The organism is Janthinobacterium sp. SUN128, from assembly GCF_030587275.1.
GTDB lineage: Bacteria > Pseudomonadota > Gammaproteobacteria > Burkholderiales > Burkholderiaceae_D > Janthinobacterium > Janthinobacterium lividum.
The window spans coordinates 1,885,620-1,902,297 of record NZ_JAPWHY010000001.1; the positions used below are offsets into that span (position 1 = coordinate 1,885,620).

At 65.4% G+C, this 16,678-nt stretch carries 14 protein-coding genes; 4 read left to right on the forward strand and 10 right to left on the reverse strand.

The window, feature by feature from the left end; all coding sequences use genetic code 11:
• Positions 1-90: 90 nt before the first annotated feature.
• The gene (locus tag O3297_RS08580) at positions 91-858 is read left to right on the forward strand and encodes an SDR family oxidoreductase (protein WP_305048373.1); all 768 of its coding nucleotides are present in this window, start codon (positions 91-93) and stop codon (positions 856-858) included.
• Here the strand turns inward: O3297_RS08580 and O3297_RS08585 are convergent.
• The 9 genes from O3297_RS08585 to O3297_RS08625 form a co-directional block, all read right to left on the reverse strand.
• Positions 786-1,796 (reverse strand): NAD(P)/FAD-dependent oxidoreductase, encoded by a 1,011-nt coding sequence (locus O3297_RS08585; protein WP_305048374.1) that lies wholly within the window; start codon positions 1,794-1,796, stop codon positions 786-788. The two genes, O3297_RS08580 and O3297_RS08585, sit on opposite strands and share 73 nt — an antisense overlap.
• Positions 1,783-2,235: an Rrf2 family transcriptional regulator gene (locus O3297_RS08590; RefSeq protein ID WP_034786412.1), complete on the reverse strand. Its 453-nt coding sequence runs from the start codon at positions 2,233-2,235 to the stop codon at positions 1,783-1,785. Before O3297_RS08590 ends, O3297_RS08585 begins: the two co-directional genes overlap by 14 nt.
• Positions 2,236-2,348: 113 nt before the next feature.
• The gene (locus tag O3297_RS08595; RefSeq protein WP_305048375.1) at positions 2,349-3,749 is read right to left on the reverse strand and encodes a cytochrome c; all 1,401 of its coding nucleotides are present in this window, start codon (positions 3,747-3,749) and stop codon (positions 2,349-2,351) included.
• Complete coding sequence (locus O3297_RS08600) at positions 3,746-5,356, reverse strand: GMC family oxidoreductase (protein ID WP_305048376.1); 1,611 nt, start codon at positions 5,354-5,356, stop codon at positions 3,746-3,748. Before O3297_RS08600 ends, O3297_RS08595 begins: the two co-directional genes overlap by 4 nt.
• A 9-nt stretch (positions 5,357-5,365) precedes the next feature.
• Positions 5,366-5,890 (reverse strand): sorbitol dehydrogenase family protein, encoded by a 525-nt coding sequence (locus O3297_RS08605; protein WP_231958148.1) that lies wholly within the window; start codon positions 5,888-5,890, stop codon positions 5,366-5,368.
• Positions 5,891-5,918: 28 nt separating this feature from the next.
• A complete protein-coding gene (locus O3297_RS08610; RefSeq protein WP_370385389.1) occupies positions 5,919-7,085 on the reverse strand; it encodes a porin in 1,167 nt (388 codons plus the stop codon).
• A gap of 337 nt (positions 7,086-7,422) precedes the next feature.
• Entirely contained in the window at positions 7,423-7,914 is a 492-nt protein-coding gene (hpaR, locus tag O3297_RS08615) for a homoprotocatechuate degradation operon regulator HpaR (RefSeq protein ID WP_240317709.1), read from the reverse strand.
• Positions 7,915-8,022: 108 nt separating this feature from the next.
• On the reverse strand, positions 8,023-9,831 hold the full coding sequence (locus tag O3297_RS08620) for a DUF885 domain-containing protein (RefSeq protein ID WP_305048378.1): 1,809 nt from the start codon (positions 9,829-9,831) through the stop codon (positions 8,023-8,025).
• Between the two features lie 66 nt (positions 9,832-9,897).
• On the reverse strand, positions 9,898-10,941 hold the full coding sequence (locus O3297_RS08625) for a LacI family DNA-binding transcriptional regulator (RefSeq protein ID WP_305048380.1): 1,044 nt from the start codon (positions 10,939-10,941) through the stop codon (positions 9,898-9,900).
• A gap of 105 nt (positions 10,942-11,046) precedes the next feature.
• Here O3297_RS08625 and O3297_RS08630 point away from each other — a divergent pair, with 105 nt between their 5' ends.
• Positions 11,047-12,240 (forward strand): phytanoyl-CoA dioxygenase family protein, encoded by a 1,194-nt coding sequence (locus tag O3297_RS08630; protein WP_305048381.1) that lies wholly within the window; start codon positions 11,047-11,049, stop codon positions 12,238-12,240.
• Between the two features lie 33 nt (positions 12,241-12,273).
• Positions 12,274-13,392: a Gfo/Idh/MocA family protein gene (locus O3297_RS08635; RefSeq protein ID WP_099387947.1), complete on the forward strand. Its 1,119-nt coding sequence runs from the start codon at positions 12,274-12,276 to the stop codon at positions 13,390-13,392.
• A 14-nt stretch (positions 13,393-13,406) separates the two neighbouring features.
• Here the strand turns inward: O3297_RS08635 and O3297_RS08640 are convergent, their stop codons facing one another.
• On the reverse strand, positions 13,407-15,416 hold the full coding sequence (locus tag O3297_RS08640) for a glycoside hydrolase family 3 protein (RefSeq protein WP_305048382.1): 2,010 nt from the start codon (positions 15,414-15,416) through the stop codon (positions 13,407-13,409).
• A gap of 208 nt (positions 15,417-15,624) precedes the next feature.
• Between O3297_RS08640 and O3297_RS08645 the strand changes: the two genes are divergently transcribed.
• Entirely contained in the window at positions 15,625-16,662 is a 1,038-nt protein-coding gene (locus tag O3297_RS08645; RefSeq protein WP_305048383.1) for an AraC family transcriptional regulator, read from the forward strand.
• Positions 16,663-16,678: the final 16 nt, after the last annotated feature.

Here is a 16,678-nt window from a genome sequence, read left to right on the forward strand (position 1 = left end):
GTTGAAAGTAATTGTAGCGATTCATGGCTAGCGCGGCAGGAATGAAAGGCAGATACTGAACTCCTCGACTCCTCACTTAGAAAGCACATCATGCAAACCCAAACCACCACCAGCACCTCTTTGCCACTGCAAGACAAGATCGCGTTTGTCACGGGCGGCTCGCGCGGCATCGGCGCCGCCATCGTGCGCCGCCTGGCCAGCCAGGGCGCCAACGTCGTCTTCACCTATCAAAGCTCCGCCGCCGAAGCGCAGGCGCTGGCTGCCAAAGTGGAAACGGCCGGCGGCAAGGCCCTGGGCGTGCAAGCCGATGCGGCCGACGCCAGCGCCCTGACGGCGGCCATCGACAAGGTGGCGGCGCAGTTTGGCGGCATCGACATCCTCGTCAACAACGCGGGCGTGTTCCTGCCCGGCGCCATCGATGATTTTTCGCTGGAAGACTTCGACAAGACCTTGAACGTCAATGTGCGCGCCATCTTCGTCGCCATCAAGGCAGCCGTGGCGCACATGCAGACGGGCGGGCGCATCATCAATATCGGCAGCACGAATGCGCACCGCATGCCGTTCGGCGGCGCGGCGGCCTACGCCATGAGCAAATCGGCGCTGAGCGGCCTGACGCAAGGCCTGTCGCGCGACCTGGGCCCGCGCGGCATCACCATCAACAATGTGGAACCGGGCCCCGTCGCCACGGACATGAATCCGCCCACGGGCGACTTCGCCGACCTGATGCACGGCCTGATGGCCCTGCCCCGCCACGGCACGGCCGATGAAATCGCCGGCATGGTGGCTTACCTGGCCAGCCCGGAAGCGGCGTTCGTCACGGGTGCCGGACTGAAGATCGATGGCGGTTTTGCCGCCTGATCCAGTCCGAACATCAGCGAGCGGTGTGCTGCCACGCCTGCCATGGCGCCGTCGGCCACCGCGAACGCCACGCTGCCAGCCATGCGGCCCGCATCGCCGCAGCAAAAGACGCCGGGCACGCTGCTGGCCTTTTGCTCGTCGGTGCGCACGAACGGTCCCATGGCACCGTCTTCCAGCAAGCAGCCCAATTCGCCGGCCAGGGAACTGGCCAGGCGGGTGCGGGTCGCCACGAACAGGCCGGCCATGACGTGGCGGCTGCCGTCGGCCATGACCACGTCGGCCACGCCGTCGATCCGCGCCACGGGCGCGCGCACCACCGTCACGCCCCGCCCGGCCAGTTGCGCCAGCTGCGCCGCATCGGGCTCGAATGCGCCATTCAGGAAAAAAGTGACCGTGCCCCAGTCGGGCAGCATCAGGGCATGGTGCATGGACAGGGGGCCGGTGGCCAGCACGCCGATGGCGCCCTGCTCCAGTTCATAGCCGTGGCAATACGGGCAGTGAAAGACGCTGCCGCCCCAGCGTTCGGCCAGTCCATCGACGGGCGGCAGTTCATCGATCACGCCGGTGGCCAGCACCAGGCGGCGGCCGTGAACGACACTGCCGTCCGCCAGGGTCACGCCGAAGCCATCGCCATCGCTGCTGGCGGCTGCCTGCGTGGCCGTGCCGTCCAGCCAGGTGACGGTGGCATACGCCAGCAGCTGCGCTTTCCCCTCGGCCGCGATGGCGGCCGTCCCGCTGCCGTCCTGGGTCAGGAAACCGTGGGAATGGCTGGCGTAGCGGTTGCGGCGCTGGCCGCCGTCGATCACCAGCACGCGGCGGCGGGCACGCGCCAGTTGCGTGGCGGCGGACAGGCCGGCGTAGCTGCCGCCGACGATAATGGCGTCGAACGGGGCGGCAGGCGTGGCGCTGCCCGCGCCTTGGAGTTCAGGAATGTGCATGCGGTGCTCCTCTGTGGTTGGCGTATTGTTGGCTGAAACGGTCGGCCAGGTCGGCCAGGGTGACGGCGCCAAAGCGCTGGATCAGCAGCGCTTCGGCTTCGTCGAAGGCGCCGGCCAGCGACTGGTTGACCACTTGCTCGACCAGGCAGCCCGGCTGGTCGACGCGGTTGCCCATAGCGAAGATGGTGGGCGAACCCACGGCCACGTAGATGTCTTGCAGGGTCACGCGGTGCAGGTCGCAAACGATGCGCCAGCCGCCGCCATGGCCCTTGCCCGACGCCACGTAGCCGCGCTCGCGCAAGCCTGCCATCACGCGCCGCACCAGCACGGGGTTGGTGTCCAGGTAGCCGGAGAGTTCCTCGGACGTCATCGGGCGTCCCGCATGGGCCATGTGCAGCAGCACGTGGAGGATCGATGATAGTTTGCTGTCGCGTCTCATGTAACTAATGATAGTACATAATCTACTCAGATGCAATTGAGTTGCGATTTTTGCGACATAAAAAAAGGGCCAGACTTTGCGGCCTGGCCCCAGCTTATGCGATCAATTCACGCTTACACCGGCTTGCGCCGCCGTCCCCGCCACCATACCAGCAAGGCCAGCAGCACCAGCACGCCGACGATGATGCCCGCGCGGGCCAGGCCGATCAGGTTTGACGGCGCGCCGCCATTGCGCAAGGTCGTCACCTGTTCCGCCGTCACCTTGATGGCGGGATTGCCGTACATCTTCTGCACGTAATTGCCGAGGGTGACGATCTGTTCGTCCGACAGGGTCTGGCGGAAGGCGGGCATCAAATGACCGGCATGGGCACCCCTGCCATCCTGCCGCTCCACGCCATCGAGTATCGCCATCACCAGGTTGTTGCTGTTGCTGCGGCCCGTCACCGAGTTATGGAACAGCGGCGGCAAGCTGCCGTCGAAACTGCCCTCGCCCCTGGCCTGGTGGCAGCTGGCGCACTGCGCATCGTACAGCTGCGCGCCCGACATCTGGTTCAGGTTTTGCGGCAGCGGCACGCCACGGATGGCGTTCAGCTCGTCGCCCGCCTGGCCCCATTGCGTCACCGGTTTCACGTCCGCCTTGTCGCGGATGGCGGGTACGCTCTTGATGTAATGCGCGATGGCGTTCAAGTCCGCGTCGCTCAGATGCTTCAGGCTATGGTCAATGGCTTCGGCCATCGGTCCGGCCGCCTGCGCCTTGTTGGCCGCGCGGCCCGTGCGCAGGTAGCCGGCCAGTTCCTGCTGGCTCCAGCCGCCGACACCGCTGTTGACGTCCGACGTGATGTTCGGCGCATGCCAGGTGCCCAGGTCAGCGCCGCCCAGTTCCTTCGACAGCTGTTCCGCCATCAGCGCATTGCGCGGCGTGTGGCAAGTGCTGCAGTGGGCCAGCCCCTGCGCCAGGTAGGCGCCGCGGTTCCACTCCATGCTTTTCGATGTATCTGCCACAAACGGTTTCTTGTCGAGGAAGAACAGATTCCAGCCCGCCATCGACAGGCGGATATTGAACGGGAATGGCAAGTCCGTCTTTTGCGCCGGCGCCGTGTCCACCGCCGTCACGCCATGCATGAAGTAGGCGTACAGGGCGGCCGTGTCGTCATCCGTCACCTTGGCATAGGCCGTGTAGGGCATGGCCGGGTACAGGCGCGCACCGTCGGCCCGCACGCCATGGCGCACGGCGGCGGAGAACTGCGCCAGCGTGTAGTTGCCGATGCCATGCGTTGTCGACGGCGTGATATTGGTGGCAACGATGGCGCCCAGCGGCGTCGCCAGCGCCAGGCCGCCCGCCATCGGCTTGCCGCCGGGTACGCTGTGGCAGGCGATGCAGTCGCCGGCCGTGGCCAGATAGCGGCCACGTTCGATCGACTGCACGTCCGCGCCAGGGGCTTGCGCCGCCAGCACCGGCATGGCCGCGAGGGACAGCAAGGCGGCACCGGCCGCCAGTCGGAAGGCCGCCATCATGCTGTGCCTCCCTGTTGTTCGTCGAGGATGTGCTTGACGGTGCGCAGCGCCACGGCCAGGCCGTTTTCCGTCGAATTGCAGGTGCCGGACGTGGGCAGCACGCCGGTGCTGCACAGGAACAGGTTGGCATGGTCGAAGGTGCGGCCCCACTGGTCGCACACGGCCTTGGCGGGATCGGAACCCATCGACAGGGTGCCGCAGATGTGCTGGTTGTTGGCAAACACGCCTTCCTTGCTGTGACGCAGGTTGGTGCCACCCATCAGCTTGGCGATCTGCTCGAAATCCTGCTTAGAGCGCTCGTGGCCCCGCTTGGTGTACTCGTCGATCGCATAGTGCGCCTGCGGCTTGGGAATGCCCATGGCGTCCTTTTCGCTGCTCAGGGCGATGCGGTTTTCCGGGTTCGGCAGCACTTCCAGCACGTTTTTCAAACTCATTTCGCGGGCCGAGCGGAAACGCAGTTGCTGCTCGAATTCCTCGCCAAACACGCCCTTGCCGATGAGTTCCTTGGTGGCCCCGTCGACGCGCGAGATGTTCGTGAAATCCAGGCGGTACGGCGAATGTTGGCTGCGGAAATCGCCGTCGCGCATGGTGTTGATGGAGTTGGGGCTTTGCGGGCCCCGGCCCAGCCACAGGTCTTCATCGGCGTCGAAGGTGATCGAGGTGCTCGGGTGGTCCATCAGGTTGCGGCCCACCATGTCGCTGCTGTTGGCCAGGCCGTTCGGGTATTTGTCCGAGGCGGAAACGAGCAGCAAACGGGGGCTTTCGATACCGTTGGCCGCCAAGATGAAGGTCTTGGCCGTGACGCGGTGGCTCTTCTTGTCGACGTCGTAGTACAGGGCGGCCGTGATGCGGCCCTGCGCGTCGTGCTCCAGCTTGTAGACGTTGGCATTGCAGACGATCTTCACGCCCGCGTCTTCGGCCTGCTGCGCGGCGATGCCGCCGTGGTATTGCGCATCGATGGGGCAGATCGGCTGGCAGCTGTTGTTGCCGCAGCAGGCCGGGCGGCCATCGTAGCTGACGCTGTTGCGCGCCACCGTGTTGCCGACCACCTTGAACGTGGGATCGAGCCGTTCGCGGATGCGGCGCATGGCGTACGGCTCCGTCACGGGGTCCATCGGGAAGGCCTGCTTGCGCGGCGAACCCGTATTGTCCGCACCGGAAACGCCCATGATGTCTTCCGCTTCCTGGTAGAACGGCTCCAGGTCTGCGTAGCTGATGGGCCAGTCGACGCCCACGCCGTACAGGCTATGGATGCGGAAATCGTTCGGCACATTGCGCCACGCCTGCGCGGCCCAGTGCCACGAGGTGCCGCCGAACTGGCGGATGTATTCGGCCGGGTACGGATACGGGCCGGCCTGCACCAGGTAGCCGTTATCCTTCGGCTGGTAGATCGGGTGCGGCGCCGTGGCCACCGATGGATACGGCGACATCCAGTCGCTGCGGCGCGTCGTGTTGCGGAAGCGGGCGACGATTTCGCCGCGCGACACGCGTGGCCCCGCTTCCAGGATCAGCACCGAGGCGCCGGCCAGCGCCAGCTTGCGCGCGGCCAGCGAACCGATGATGCCGGAGCCGATCACGAGGTAATCGGCGGAGAGTTCTTCAGCCATGATGGCTCCTTAAATTGGTTTTCTGGCCCAGCTGCCGTAGGCGCCGTAGGAATACGTGGGAGGCTTGAGCACATCGGCCACGACGGCCGCGTTCAATGCCTGCTCGTAGGCGACGCAGACGGCAGCCTCGCCCGTGCCGACGATGCCCAGGTACCAGGCGCTGGCGATCTGGCGCGGCAAGGCCGCCAGCGGCGACTGGGCCGGGTCGAGCCCGTCGAGCGCTTCCTGCAGGCCGGCCGCCTGCAAGCCCTGCGCATTGATCAGGGCCAGCAGCGCGCGCACATTCACGGGGAAGGCCGCGTCCTGCGCCACCAGTGCGTCATACAGGCGCCTGGCCAGCACGGGGTCGAGCACCTGGCGCCCCACCAGCATGGCCGACACGCCCAGGAATGCGCCCTGCTCCGCACTGGCGACCGGTTCGGCCAGCGCCCAGGGGATCAGCGCCGCGGCCGAAGCCGACAGCAAACCGGCCAGCACCATGCGGCGGCCGGGATTCAGAGGACCGCGGCCCTCCTTATTGTGTGTAGCGTCCAATTGAAGCTCCCGTGAGTTCAGCAACCGTTCAGAAAGAATGCTTGAGACCGACCATCACCACCGTCTGGCCGCCGTTCGACGACGGCGTGCCGTTTTGCGAATCACCGACCGAGGCGACGGCGTTGACGATGCCGCCGTCCTGGCCCAGGGTCTGGCCGCGCGCCAGCTGGCGCGCTTCGATCAGGTAGATCGCCGTGCGCTTGGACAGCGCGTAATTCTGTTCGAACGACAGCTGGCGGTAGCGCGCGCGGTCCGACACGCCGTTGGCGTGGCTGGCGAAGGTGTCGCTGTAGCCGGCGGACAGGAACCACTGCGGCGTCAGCTGGTAGCTGGAGATCAGGCCGGCCGTATTGAAGATGGCCGTGTCGCGGAAGGCCGAGCGGCTGCCCGCCTGGTACTGCACGTTGCTGGCATTGGCGCCCACCATCCACTTGCCCATGGTGTAGCGCGCGCTGGCGGCGATGAACGCTATGCTTTCCGCCGAGGCGTAGCCCTGGTTGATGGCGGAGATGCCGAAGCTGCCCGATGCGTTGTCGCTCCAGCCGGCGCCATTCTGTCCATTTTTCAGTTTCAGGTAGCCGAGCGCGAATTCGGCTGGCGCGGTGCTGTACTTGACGGCGGCGCTGAAGCTGCTGCCCACGGCATTGCCGTCGGCCGCCTCGCCAAAGCCGTATTGCGCGCTGGCCTGCAGGCCGCGCCATGCGGGCATGCTGTAAGTGACGGAATTGCTGATGCGCACGGTCGTATCGAGGCCGTCGATATCGCCCGGGTGGGCGCCGGTCGCGCCCGTCAAGACATTGCTCGACGCCAGGGAACCCACGAGCAGGTAGTACGGCGTGTACTGGCGTCCGGCCGTCACGGTGCCGTAGGCTGCCGATTGCAAGCCCACGTAAGCCTGGCGATTGAATAGGGAGCTGGCCGAACTTTGCGCGCCCGTGTCGCTTTCAAAGCCGTTTTCCAGCAGGAACAGCGCCTTCAGGTCGCCGCCCAGGTCTTCCACGCCCTGGAAACCGATTTTGCTGGCAGACAAGCTGCCACTGCGCATGTAGGTATTCGAATTGCCGCCCTGGTTGCTCGCGTACGCGGTGGCCGCGTCGACCACGCCATAAATGGTGACATTGCTTTGGGCGCAAACGTTTGCGCCGATGAGCGTGGAGACGGCCAGCGCCGCAGCGCGCATGCATGTTTTGTTCATTTTTTTCCTGACTTTCCTGTTTTATCTGGCGAAATACGGGCGTGGCGCCCGTTGCCGCCCCATCCATCGATACGGGCGTCCGCTGTTCTTCTTGATTTGGATCAAGTGAGGCAAATTATACGCTTATTTACTCACATGTAAGTGATTGACTGTAAGGCATAGTCTTATAGCAAAACTTTCTTGTGTCTTATAGCAAAATCGGCAGGAGCACGGCCGCATGCCCCGCAACGTGCGGAAATGCGGGGAACAGATATGGGGAAAGCAGCGGCGGCGCGTGTCGGAAAACACGCGCCCGGTGGATAGTCAGGCGGGCAAAAAAACGGGGAAACCGGGAAGGTCAGCGCAGGATGGCGGGCGCCACCGGCAGGGTTTCGAGGGCAATGAAGGCTTCCAGGGTGCGGCGCATGTCTTCGAACACCTGCTTGCCATACGCCGCTTCCAGGTGGGCATATTGCAGGTCGATGAGTTTCCCCATTTGCATCAGCAAACTGGCGCCCGCTTCCGACAGGTGCACCTTGCGGCGGCGCTGGTCGCCTTCGAACTTGCTGCGCCCGATCAGGCCGATTTCTTCCATCCGCGCCAGGATGCCGCTCATGCTGGGACTGGAAATCTGGCAGATCTCGCACAGCTCGCGCGGTTCCAGGGTCGGACTTTCATTCAGCGCGCGCATGATGCGCCACTGCTGCTCCGTCACGCCGAAGTGATTGAGGATGGGGCGGAAATGCTGCAGCAGACTGTCGCGGGCCTTCAGCAGCAGTTGCGGCATGTTCGGATAACGGATCGGTAGCTGCAAGTGGAACTCCTGGGTGGCCAGCACAATGAGCGTCATTATACGACTCGCCCGGGGACAATAGCGGCAAAATTCCCCCTCCATGCCGCTCCGGATGGCGCGCGCCGTTCGCCGCTGGCATAGGGCGCGCCATCCCCTGCCATCGCGTCAGCCCCTGGCTTTTCTCTGCTCCGGGATGAAGTGTTCGCGCACGGCCTTGGCCAGCAAGTCCGGCGGCAGCAAGCCCTGCCCCAGCAGGAAATTATTGAATGCCAGGCGGTCGAATCTGTCTCCCAGCGCCAGCTCCGTTTCCGCGCGCAGCTGCAGGATGCGCGTGTAGCCATAGAAATAGCTGCCCGCCTGGCCCGGCGCATTGAAGGTGTAGCGGTCCAGCTCCTGGCGCGCCATCGGTTTCGACAGCATCACTTCTTCCGTCAGGATACGGCCCGCCTCTTCGCGCGTGACTTGCCCCAGGTTCAGCATCGGGTCGAGCATGGCGCGCGCCGCGCGCAGCATGCGGAACTGCAGCGCGATGAACTGGCCTTCGGCCGGTTCGTAGGGAATCATCTCCGCTTCCGCGTACAGCGCCCAGCCTTCGACGTTGACGCTGTTGAACGCGTACAGGCTGCGCGCCTGCGACACGCCCCGCTCCACCATGGCGCTGAACTGCAGCTCGTGGCCAGGGCGGCCTTCGTGCGCGCTCAGGGTCCAGGCGGCGCCGGCGAAATTGAAATCGTCATAGGCTTCGCCCTTGCCGCTGGCAGCCGGATTGCTGACGGGGAGGACGAACTGGCCGTGCTCGCCCATATTGCCGATCAGCGGAGGCGGACGCATATGCGGCGCCGGCTGGGCCGCCGATTCGGCGGCGGATGCCAGGCGCATAGTCATGGCGCGCGCAGGAATATCGACCACGCGCTGCCGGGCGATGCGCTGCTCCAGCTGCGTATTGACGCCCTTGTAGTGCGCCTCGAGCTGCTCGTTGGGGATGGAATCGGCCTTCAGCGCGCGCAGCACCTGGCGGTAGTCACTGCCGTCGACGCCATTCAATGCCAGCTTGGCCGCCACCACGGGCGCCAGCGCCTGCATGGCGGCGCGCGTTTCCAGGTAAGCCACCTGCGCCCGTTCGACCAGCGCGCGCGGTTCGATATCGATGCCCACCTGCTTCAGGCGGAATGCGTACAGCTCGGGCGCCATGCGGAAATCCGTGCGCGACAGGGGCAGCACCACTTGCTTTTCCCACGCCGCATACTCGTTCAACTGCAGTTCCATGGCCGCCAGCGCAGGCCCGGCGCCAGTGATTTTCATGTCGGCGAACAGCTTGCGGATGCCGGCGATATACGTCGGCACGTTTTCCAGCGACTGCTCCACCTGCAGCCGCACGGGGCCCGCCAGGCCAGGCTGGCCGATTTGCTCCGTGAAGCGCGCCTTGGCCTGCTGCGTGATCGGCGTGCTGCCCGGGAACTGGCCCACATAGCGCTGCAGGCGTTCGAGCGCCTTGGCGCGGCGCGCGGCCGGGCGCTGTTCCTGCAGCAGGCTTTGCATGCTGCCAAAGACCATTTGCGGCACATCGACCCACGGCAATGTGTACTTGGCTTCCAGCTGGGTGTCCGTGATTTCCTGGTCGACAGCGCCGATCAAGATTTCCAGATCCTGGCGGATGCGCTCGTCGCGTTCCAGTTCCAGCTTTTGCTGCAATTGCGCGCGCGCCTTCTGCATGGCCGCCACATGGCGCTCGGTGATGTTCGGCCCCAGGTCGGCGGCCAGGCCGTCGTACTGGGCAAGGCCCGTGTCGGAGGCGTCTTCGGGCGAGAACTGCGCCTGGGCCGCCAGCACGATGGCCGCGTTGCGGTTGCTCGCTTCCACCCAGGCCGATGAAGCGCTGGCAGTTGCAGGGGCGGCGGCCATGGCGGGCATGGCAAACGAGACGGAAAGTGCGGCTACCAGCACGGTCTTGGACAATTGCGGAGTGACGGACATCGGGGGATTCCTTCCTGAGGTGAGCGATGAGCGAAGCGGCGAGTATCGGCCAGCCTCGCATGCCTGTCAATTCAGGCCGTTCAGCGCGGGCAGGTTCCACGGCGTGACGATCTGGATCGCGGACAATGGCAGCGCCTTCGCCAATGCCGGCAGCGCGCCTTGCGCCCGCAGGATTTCCTGGCAGGCGCGGCGCATGTCCTGGCCCAGGTCATGGTGCAGCACGGCCTGGATGGCGCCCGACTTGAGCAGCGCCACGTTGTCCGCGTCCAGGTCATGACCGATGAAGACCTGGCAAGGCCGGTCCGCCTGCGCGAATGCCTGCACGATGGCGGCATTGCCGCCGCCGATGGAATACACGGCGGCGATATCCGGATGATCTGCCAGGGCTTGCCGCACCAGCGCGCCCGTGGCGCCATCGATGCCATGGCCTTCGCTCACTTCGACGATGCTCAAATGGCGGTGCCGTTCGCGCAGTGCGCGGCGAAAGCCGATCTCGCGCTCTTCCTCGCCATGAAAGCGGTTGCTGCTCAGGGTCACCAGCACTTGCTGCTGCCGCTTGCCCGCGCCCAGCCACTGGCCGATCAGGCAGGCGGCCGTTTCGCCCGCCGCGCGGTTATCCATGCCCACATAGCTGCGGCGCGCGGAAGCTGGCAAGTCCGTCACCAGGGTCACCACGGGAATGCCGGCCGCCGCCAGCCGGCTCACCGCCTCGGCCACCGGCGGCAAGTCCGGCGCTTTCAGCAGTACGCCGTGGCTGCCGTTCTTGCGGATGCGTTCCAGCAGTTCGACGATGCTATCCGCGTCCAGCGTTTCATGCAGGTGAAAGCGGGAGCGCAGCACGGCCGGATGCAAGGATGGCAGTTCCGTTTCCAGCGCCACGCGCACGGCGTGCGTAAAGCGCTGCGGCGCCACCATCAGCACGTCGAGCATGAATTTTCTGCCGGCCAGCCCCACCTGCGTGCTTTGCCGCGCCAGCTCATCGAGCGCCTGCATCACGCGGCGCACGGTATTGGCGTGCACGCCGCCGCGCTGCTTGATCACGCGGTCGACCGTGGCCACGCTGACGCCGGCCTGCAGTGCCACGACCTTGACGGGAAACGGATGCGTCATGCCATATCCGATCTAATTGATGGTTTTTTGATGGATTTCTTGATGAAAAATGCGGATTTTCATCCCTATACTGATACTACAACATACAACATCAGGAGACACCGCATGCCCACCACAAACGCCGGCGCAGCGCCGCCCAGCCCCTTCTGGCTGTCGCAGCAAGACTGCCGGCTCGATGATTTCATCCGTACCGTCAGCCAACGCACGGCGCTGGCCGACTATCCCCACGCCGCGTCGGTCGATGCGAATATCCTCGTCTACGACTGCGACGCCGTGCGTGCGCTGGCCGCCAGTGCGGCGGCGCTGCGCGCGCTGCAGGCAGAATGGGGCAAGGCGCTGATGGATGGTCCCGGCGTCATCGTGCTCCAACGCGCCGTCGACGACACGGCGACTCTGGAACAGGTCAGCGGCGTGTTTCGCGCGCTGATCGCCGAACAGCATGCCAGTGGCCAGGCGGGCGGCGACCACTTCGCCAAACCGGGCGCGAATGACCGCATCTGGAACGCCCAGCAAAAACTGTGTCTGCGCGCGCCCGAGGCGTTCGCGCGCTACTACGCCAATCCCGTTTTCGCCTGGATATCCGAGGCCTGGCTGGGACCTGCCTACCAGGTGACGGCGCAAGTGAACGTCGTCAATCCCGGCGGAGCGGCCCAGGCGCCGCACCGCGACTATCACCTGGGTTTCCAGAGCGCGGCCAGCTGCGCCGCCTATCCCGCGCCCGTGCACCAGATGTCGGCCCTCTTGACCTTGCAGGGCGCCGTCGCCCACTGCGACATGCCGCTCGAATCGGGGCCCACCCTGTACCTGCCCTATTCGCAGCGCTACCCGGCCGGCTTTCTCGCCTGGCAGCAGCAGCCTTTCCGCGACTATTTTGCGCGACATTGCGTGCAGCTGCCGCTGTCCCAAAGCGACGCCGTCTTCTTCAACCCGGCCCTGTTCCATGCGGCAGGCCACAACCGCTCGTCCGATATCCGGCGCATGGCCAACCTGCTGCAGGTATCGTCGCCATTCGGGCGCGCCATGGAAGCGCTGGACCGCCGCGCCATGAGCGCAGCGCTATACCCAGCGCTGCAGGCGCTGCGCGCGCAGGGCGACTTGGATGAGCTTGGCGCCAGCCACGCGATCGCCGCCTGCGCCGAGGGCTATGCCTTCCCCAGCAACCTGGACCGCGACCAGCCCATCGGCGGCATGGCGCCGCCCACGCAGCAGCAGCTCATGCACGAAGCGCTGGCACAACACTGGCCCGCTGCCCGCTTCCTCGATGCCCTGGACAGCCATGCCTGGCGCCAGCAAGCCTGATCCCATCCCCCGTCACTTCCGGAGCAAGCTCATATGCAAGACCTCAACATCGGCCTGATCGGCGCCGGCTACATGGGCAAGGCCCATACCATCGCCTATAAAGCCGTGCGCAGCATTTTTCACACGTCACTGAACCCCGTGTGCGCCTGCATCAGCACCAGCAGCGAAGCAGGCGCCGCCCGCAGCGCACAGGAACTGGGCTGGCAGCGTTCCACGGGCGACTGGCGCGCACTGGTGGCCGATCCCGCCATCGGCGCCATCGTCGTCGCCACGCCGCCGGCGACGCACAAGGAGATCGTGCTGGCGGCCCTGGCCCTGGGCAAACCCGTATTTTGCGAAAAGCCGCTGGGCATGACGGCCGCCGAATCCCTGTTACTGGCGCAGGCGGCGGAAGCAGCGGGCGTGGCCAACATGGTCGGCTATAACTACATCCGCACGCCGGCCAGCCAGCTGGCGCGGCAGATCATCGAGTCGGGCGAAATCGGCGAGATCATCCACGTCGCCGCCGAACACGTGGAAGACTACCTGCATGATCCGCGCGCCCCCGCCTCGTGGCGCACGCGCGAAGCTACGGCGACCAGGGCCGGCGCGCTGGCCGACGTGGGCTCGCACCTGCTCAACCTGGCCCTGCGCCTGGGCGGCCCCGTCGACTCGCTGGTGGCGGACATGAACACCGTGCACGCGCAGCGGCAAGGGCCGGATGGCATGGAGGCGGTGGAAAACGACGACCAGGGGAATGTGATGCTGCGCTTTGCCAGCGGCGCGCTGGGCGCCCTGACCTTCAGCCGCGTGGCGGCCGGGCGCAAGATGGGCTACACCTACCGCATCACGGGGACGAAAGGCGCGATCGCCTTCGACCAGGAAAACCAGAATGAACTATGGCTGTACGACGCCAGCCGCCCCGCGCAGCGCCAGGGTTTCCAGCGCCTGCTGATGGGACCGGCCCACCCCGACTACCTGGCATTCAGTCAGGGCGCCGGGCACGGCACCGGTTACAACGAGCAGATCGTCATCGAAGCGCGCGATTTTCTGCAGGCGATCGCCAGCGGCCAGCCGGTCTGGCCCACCTTCCGCGACGGCTACGAGGTGGACCGGCTGATCGACGCGGCGCTGCGCTCCGTGCAGGAACGCAGCTGGATCACGCTGCGCTGACAGCAGGAGCGTGATCAGTACGCCAAGCCGTAACCGAACTTGTACAGCGGATGGGCCGTGTCATACGGTACGTCCGATTTCTGCACCTGCACTTCGGCCATCGACGATGGCAGTTCGAACGGCAGCTTGCCTTGCGGCTTGGCCTTGCCCGTCAGGACGTCGAACAGCGCGCCGTCGCTCACGCCAAAGTTGGCGAGGATGGCGCTGGCCTTGTCCTGCACGTTGCCGAGGATGGCCGGGCGGTCCAGATACACGGTGACCACCGTCTTCGGCGCGTACTTCGCCGCGTTCTTGATCGCCTCGTAGTCGGCGTCGCCATCGGCGTAGTTCAGGCGCCCCTCGTGCTGCATGCTGCCGAAGATGTAGTTCGGGTGCAGTATCTCGAATGGCGCGGCCACGCGCAGCAGGGCCACGTCCGCTTCCTGGGGCGTGGCGACCACCGTGTAGCCATACTGCTTCGCCACGGCCGCATCGATGCCGTACAGGTAGACCTTCTTGACGGTGGCCGCCAGCGGCAAGACCTTGTCCTTGTTTTCCAGCAGGACCAGCGAGCGGCGCTGGGCATCTAGGCCCGCTTCGATGAAGTCCGCCTTGCCCACGGTGGTGGCCGCCGCAGCCGCATCGACGAACGGATGCTCGAACAGGCCCTGTTTGAATTTCTGCACCAGGATGCGGCGCACCGAGGCGTTGATGCGCGCTTCCGTCAACTGGCCCCGCTGCACGGCTTGCGTCAGGTACGGCGCTTCCGTCACGCCGCCAAACTGGTCCATCCCCGCCGTCACGGCCTTGACATAGCGCTCGGCCTTGGTGGCATCCTCCATGCCCCACGGCGTGCCGAAGCCGATGAAGGACGGCGCCACGCCAGGCGCCGTGCCGTTGCGGCAATTGGCGTCGCAGTCGGACGTAATGCCCCAGTCGGACAGGATCACGCCGTCAAAACCGTATTTGCCGCGCAGCAGATCCGTCAGCATGGTCTTGCTGAAACCGGCCGCCACCTGTTCCAGGGTAATGCCGTCGATGGTGATGTTCCCATCAGGCAGAGCGTAGGTCGGCATGACGGAGGCCGCCTTGGCAGTGAAGGCGCCCTCGAACGGCTTGACGTGGTAGGCGAAGTTGTTGCCCGGGTAGGTCATGTAGCGGCCATAGTAATTGTGGCCGTCGAAGCCCTCTTTCGTGGCGCCGTAGCCGACCCAGTGCTTGACGACGGCCACCACGCTGCCATCGTGCAAGCCCGTGTTCCCATCCTGGAAGCCTTCGATATAGTGCTGCACCATGCGCTTGGCCAGGTCCGCGTCTTCGCCAAAGGTGCCGTTGATGCGCGACCAGCGCGGCTCGGTGGCCAGGTCGGCCTGCGGCGACAGCGCTTGCGTGATGCCGACGGCCAGGTATTCCTGGCGCGCGATATCGCCGAAACGGCGCACCAGCGCATCGTCGCCGATGGCGGCCAGGCCCAGGGTTTCCGGCCACTGCGAGAACCCCTTGGTGCCGGCGCTGGCGCCCACCGTGTACTGGAAATGGTGGCGCGGATCCGTGCTGATGGAGACGGGAATGCCGTGGCGCGACGTTTCGCTCAGGGCCTGCACCTTGTTGTACTGGGTCGCCATGTTGGCCGCGTCGCCCGCCATGCGCGTGATGAAGGTGTTGACGTACTGCTTGACGATCAGGTCCTGCAGGGCCGTCAAGTCGTACGCGCCGCCCTGGCCGATGCCGGTGGGATCGGCCACGGTGGGCGCCGTGCCGTGCATCATCAGGCCCGCTTTTTCATCAAGGCTCATGCGCGACAGCAGGTCGTCGGCGCGCGCCTCGGCCGACAGGCGCCAGTCTTCGTATGGGTCGATCTTGCCGTTGCGGTTCATGTCCTTGAAGGCATAGCCGTCGACCTTGAGCTGGGCATAGGTGGTGGCGCCGAACACGGGCTGCTTGTATTCCTCGCTGACGGTGTCGTTGCCGCAGGCGGCCAGGGCAAGCGTGGCGACGCAGCCGGCGACCATGCGGGCCATCGGTTTCAAAGTGCAATTCATCATTATCTCCAAGACTGTTTTTGTAGGTATCAAGGCGCGGCAGCAAGGCCGGCCGAAAACAATATAGCGTGAGAATGCGTGAGTTTCTTGACCGCGCAGCACGCGTTTTATACCCGCGAGAACAATTTTTGGTTAGACGGCACGACAACCAACAATCTCCTACAAAGTGCTAATATTTGTGAAAAATTACTACAACAAGCAGGAGACACCCTTGCACAAACCCGATACGCGCACGGTTTCGAACCGGATCGCGCAGCAATGCGCGCGCGCCATGCAGGCCGATGGACACGATCCCGCCGACTTTTTTCAGCAAACGGGCATCACGCCGGCGCAGCTCACGGAACCTGGCGGGCGCATCAACGCCGAGCGGCACCGCCGCATGACGGCCTACGCCCAGCAACTGCCGCAGCACCGGGCCCTTCTCGACCTCGACGTGACGCACTGGTTCGCGCATTACTCCGGCATCGCCCACGTCTGCTTCAACCGCCCTACCCTGCGCAGCGCGCTGCACGAGCTGCTGCACTTGCGGGGCCTGATCGGCGAATTCGACTTCATGCTGATGAGCGAGAATGGCACGCGCATCGAGATCGAATACCTGTCCGAGTTCTGCCCGGCAGGCGGCGCCATGCAGGCGCTGGCCAATTTCCGCATGCTGTCGCTGGTGGCGCGCGCCTACGACGACGGCGCGCCCACCGCCTTCCATGCCGGCTTCCAGGGCAAGGCGCCGTGGTTCGCGCCGGCCATTTCCGAGTGCTTGGGCGCCGCCGCCACCTTCGGCCAGGCACGCAACACGCTGACGTTTGACGCGCCGCTGCTGGACCGGCCTTTCGCCCAGTTCAACGCCATGCTGGCGCCGCACGCGCTGCGGCACGCGCAGGGGCAATTGCAGCAGCTGCAAGGCGCGCAGCTGTTTTCTGCCCGCGTGGAGCAGGCCATCATCGATTTGCTCGGCCGGCAAGGTGCAGGAGACGCCGACGGCGCCTCGCTGCTGCCGGCCCTGTGCGACGGCCTGGCGATGAACCGCTGGACCTTGCAGCGCCAGCTGCAGCAGGAGCAGACCTCGTTCCGCGCGCTGGAACTGCGCGCCAAGAGCCGCGAATCGCGCCGGCTGCTGCGCGAAACGAACCTGAGCGTGGTGGAAATCGGCGAGCGCCTGGGCTTTTCCTCGCAAAGCGCGTTCACCCGCTTCTTCAAGAACCAGTTCGAATTGCCGCCGGCGCGCTACCGGCAGGATGCCGCCGGAGCCTAGAGAAAGAGACAAGTGG

Bases quoted from the DNA above. Each gene is read 5' to 3' on its own strand.
- O3297_RS08610 (WP_370385389.1), bottom strand. From the start codon at position 7,085: ATGAACAAAACATGCATGCGCGCTGCGGCGCTGGCCGTCTCCACGCTC.
- O3297_RS08595 (WP_305048375.1), bottom strand. From the start codon at position 3,749: ATGATGGCGGCCTTCCGACTGGCGGCCGGTGCCGCCTTGCTGTCCCTC.
- O3297_RS08590 (WP_034786412.1), bottom strand. From the start codon at position 2,235: ATGAGACGCGACAGCAAACTATCATCGATCCTCCACGTGCTGCTGCAC.
- O3297_RS08600 (WP_305048376.1), bottom strand. From the start codon at position 5,356: ATGGCTGAAGAACTCTCCGCCGATTACCTCGTGATCGGCTCCGGCATC.
- hpaR (WP_240317709.1), bottom strand. From the start codon at position 7,914: ATGACGCTCATTGTGCTGGCCACCCAGGAGTTCCACTTGCAGCTACCG.
- O3297_RS08635 (WP_099387947.1), top strand. From the start codon at position 12,274: ATGCAAGACCTCAACATCGGCCTGATCGGCGCCGGCTACATGGGCAAG.
- O3297_RS08620 (WP_305048378.1), bottom strand. From the start codon at position 9,831: ATGTCCGTCACTCCGCAATTGTCCAAGACCGTGCTGGTAGCCGCACTT.
- O3297_RS08625 (WP_305048380.1), bottom strand. From the start codon at position 10,941: ATGACGCATCCGTTTCCCGTCAAGGTCGTGGCACTGCAGGCCGGCGTC.
- O3297_RS08580 (WP_305048373.1), top strand. From the start codon at position 91: ATGCAAACCCAAACCACCACCAGCACCTCTTTGCCACTGCAAGACAAG.
- O3297_RS08640 (WP_305048382.1), bottom strand. From the start codon at position 15,416: ATGATGAATTGCACTTTGAAACCGATGGCCCGCATGGTCGCCGGCTGC.
- O3297_RS08630 (WP_305048381.1), top strand. From the start codon at position 11,047: ATGCCCACCACAAACGCCGGCGCAGCGCCGCCCAGCCCCTTCTGGCTG.
- O3297_RS08585 (WP_305048374.1), bottom strand. From the start codon at position 1,796: ATGCACATTCCTGAACTCCAAGGCGCGGGCAGCGCCACGCCTGCCGCC.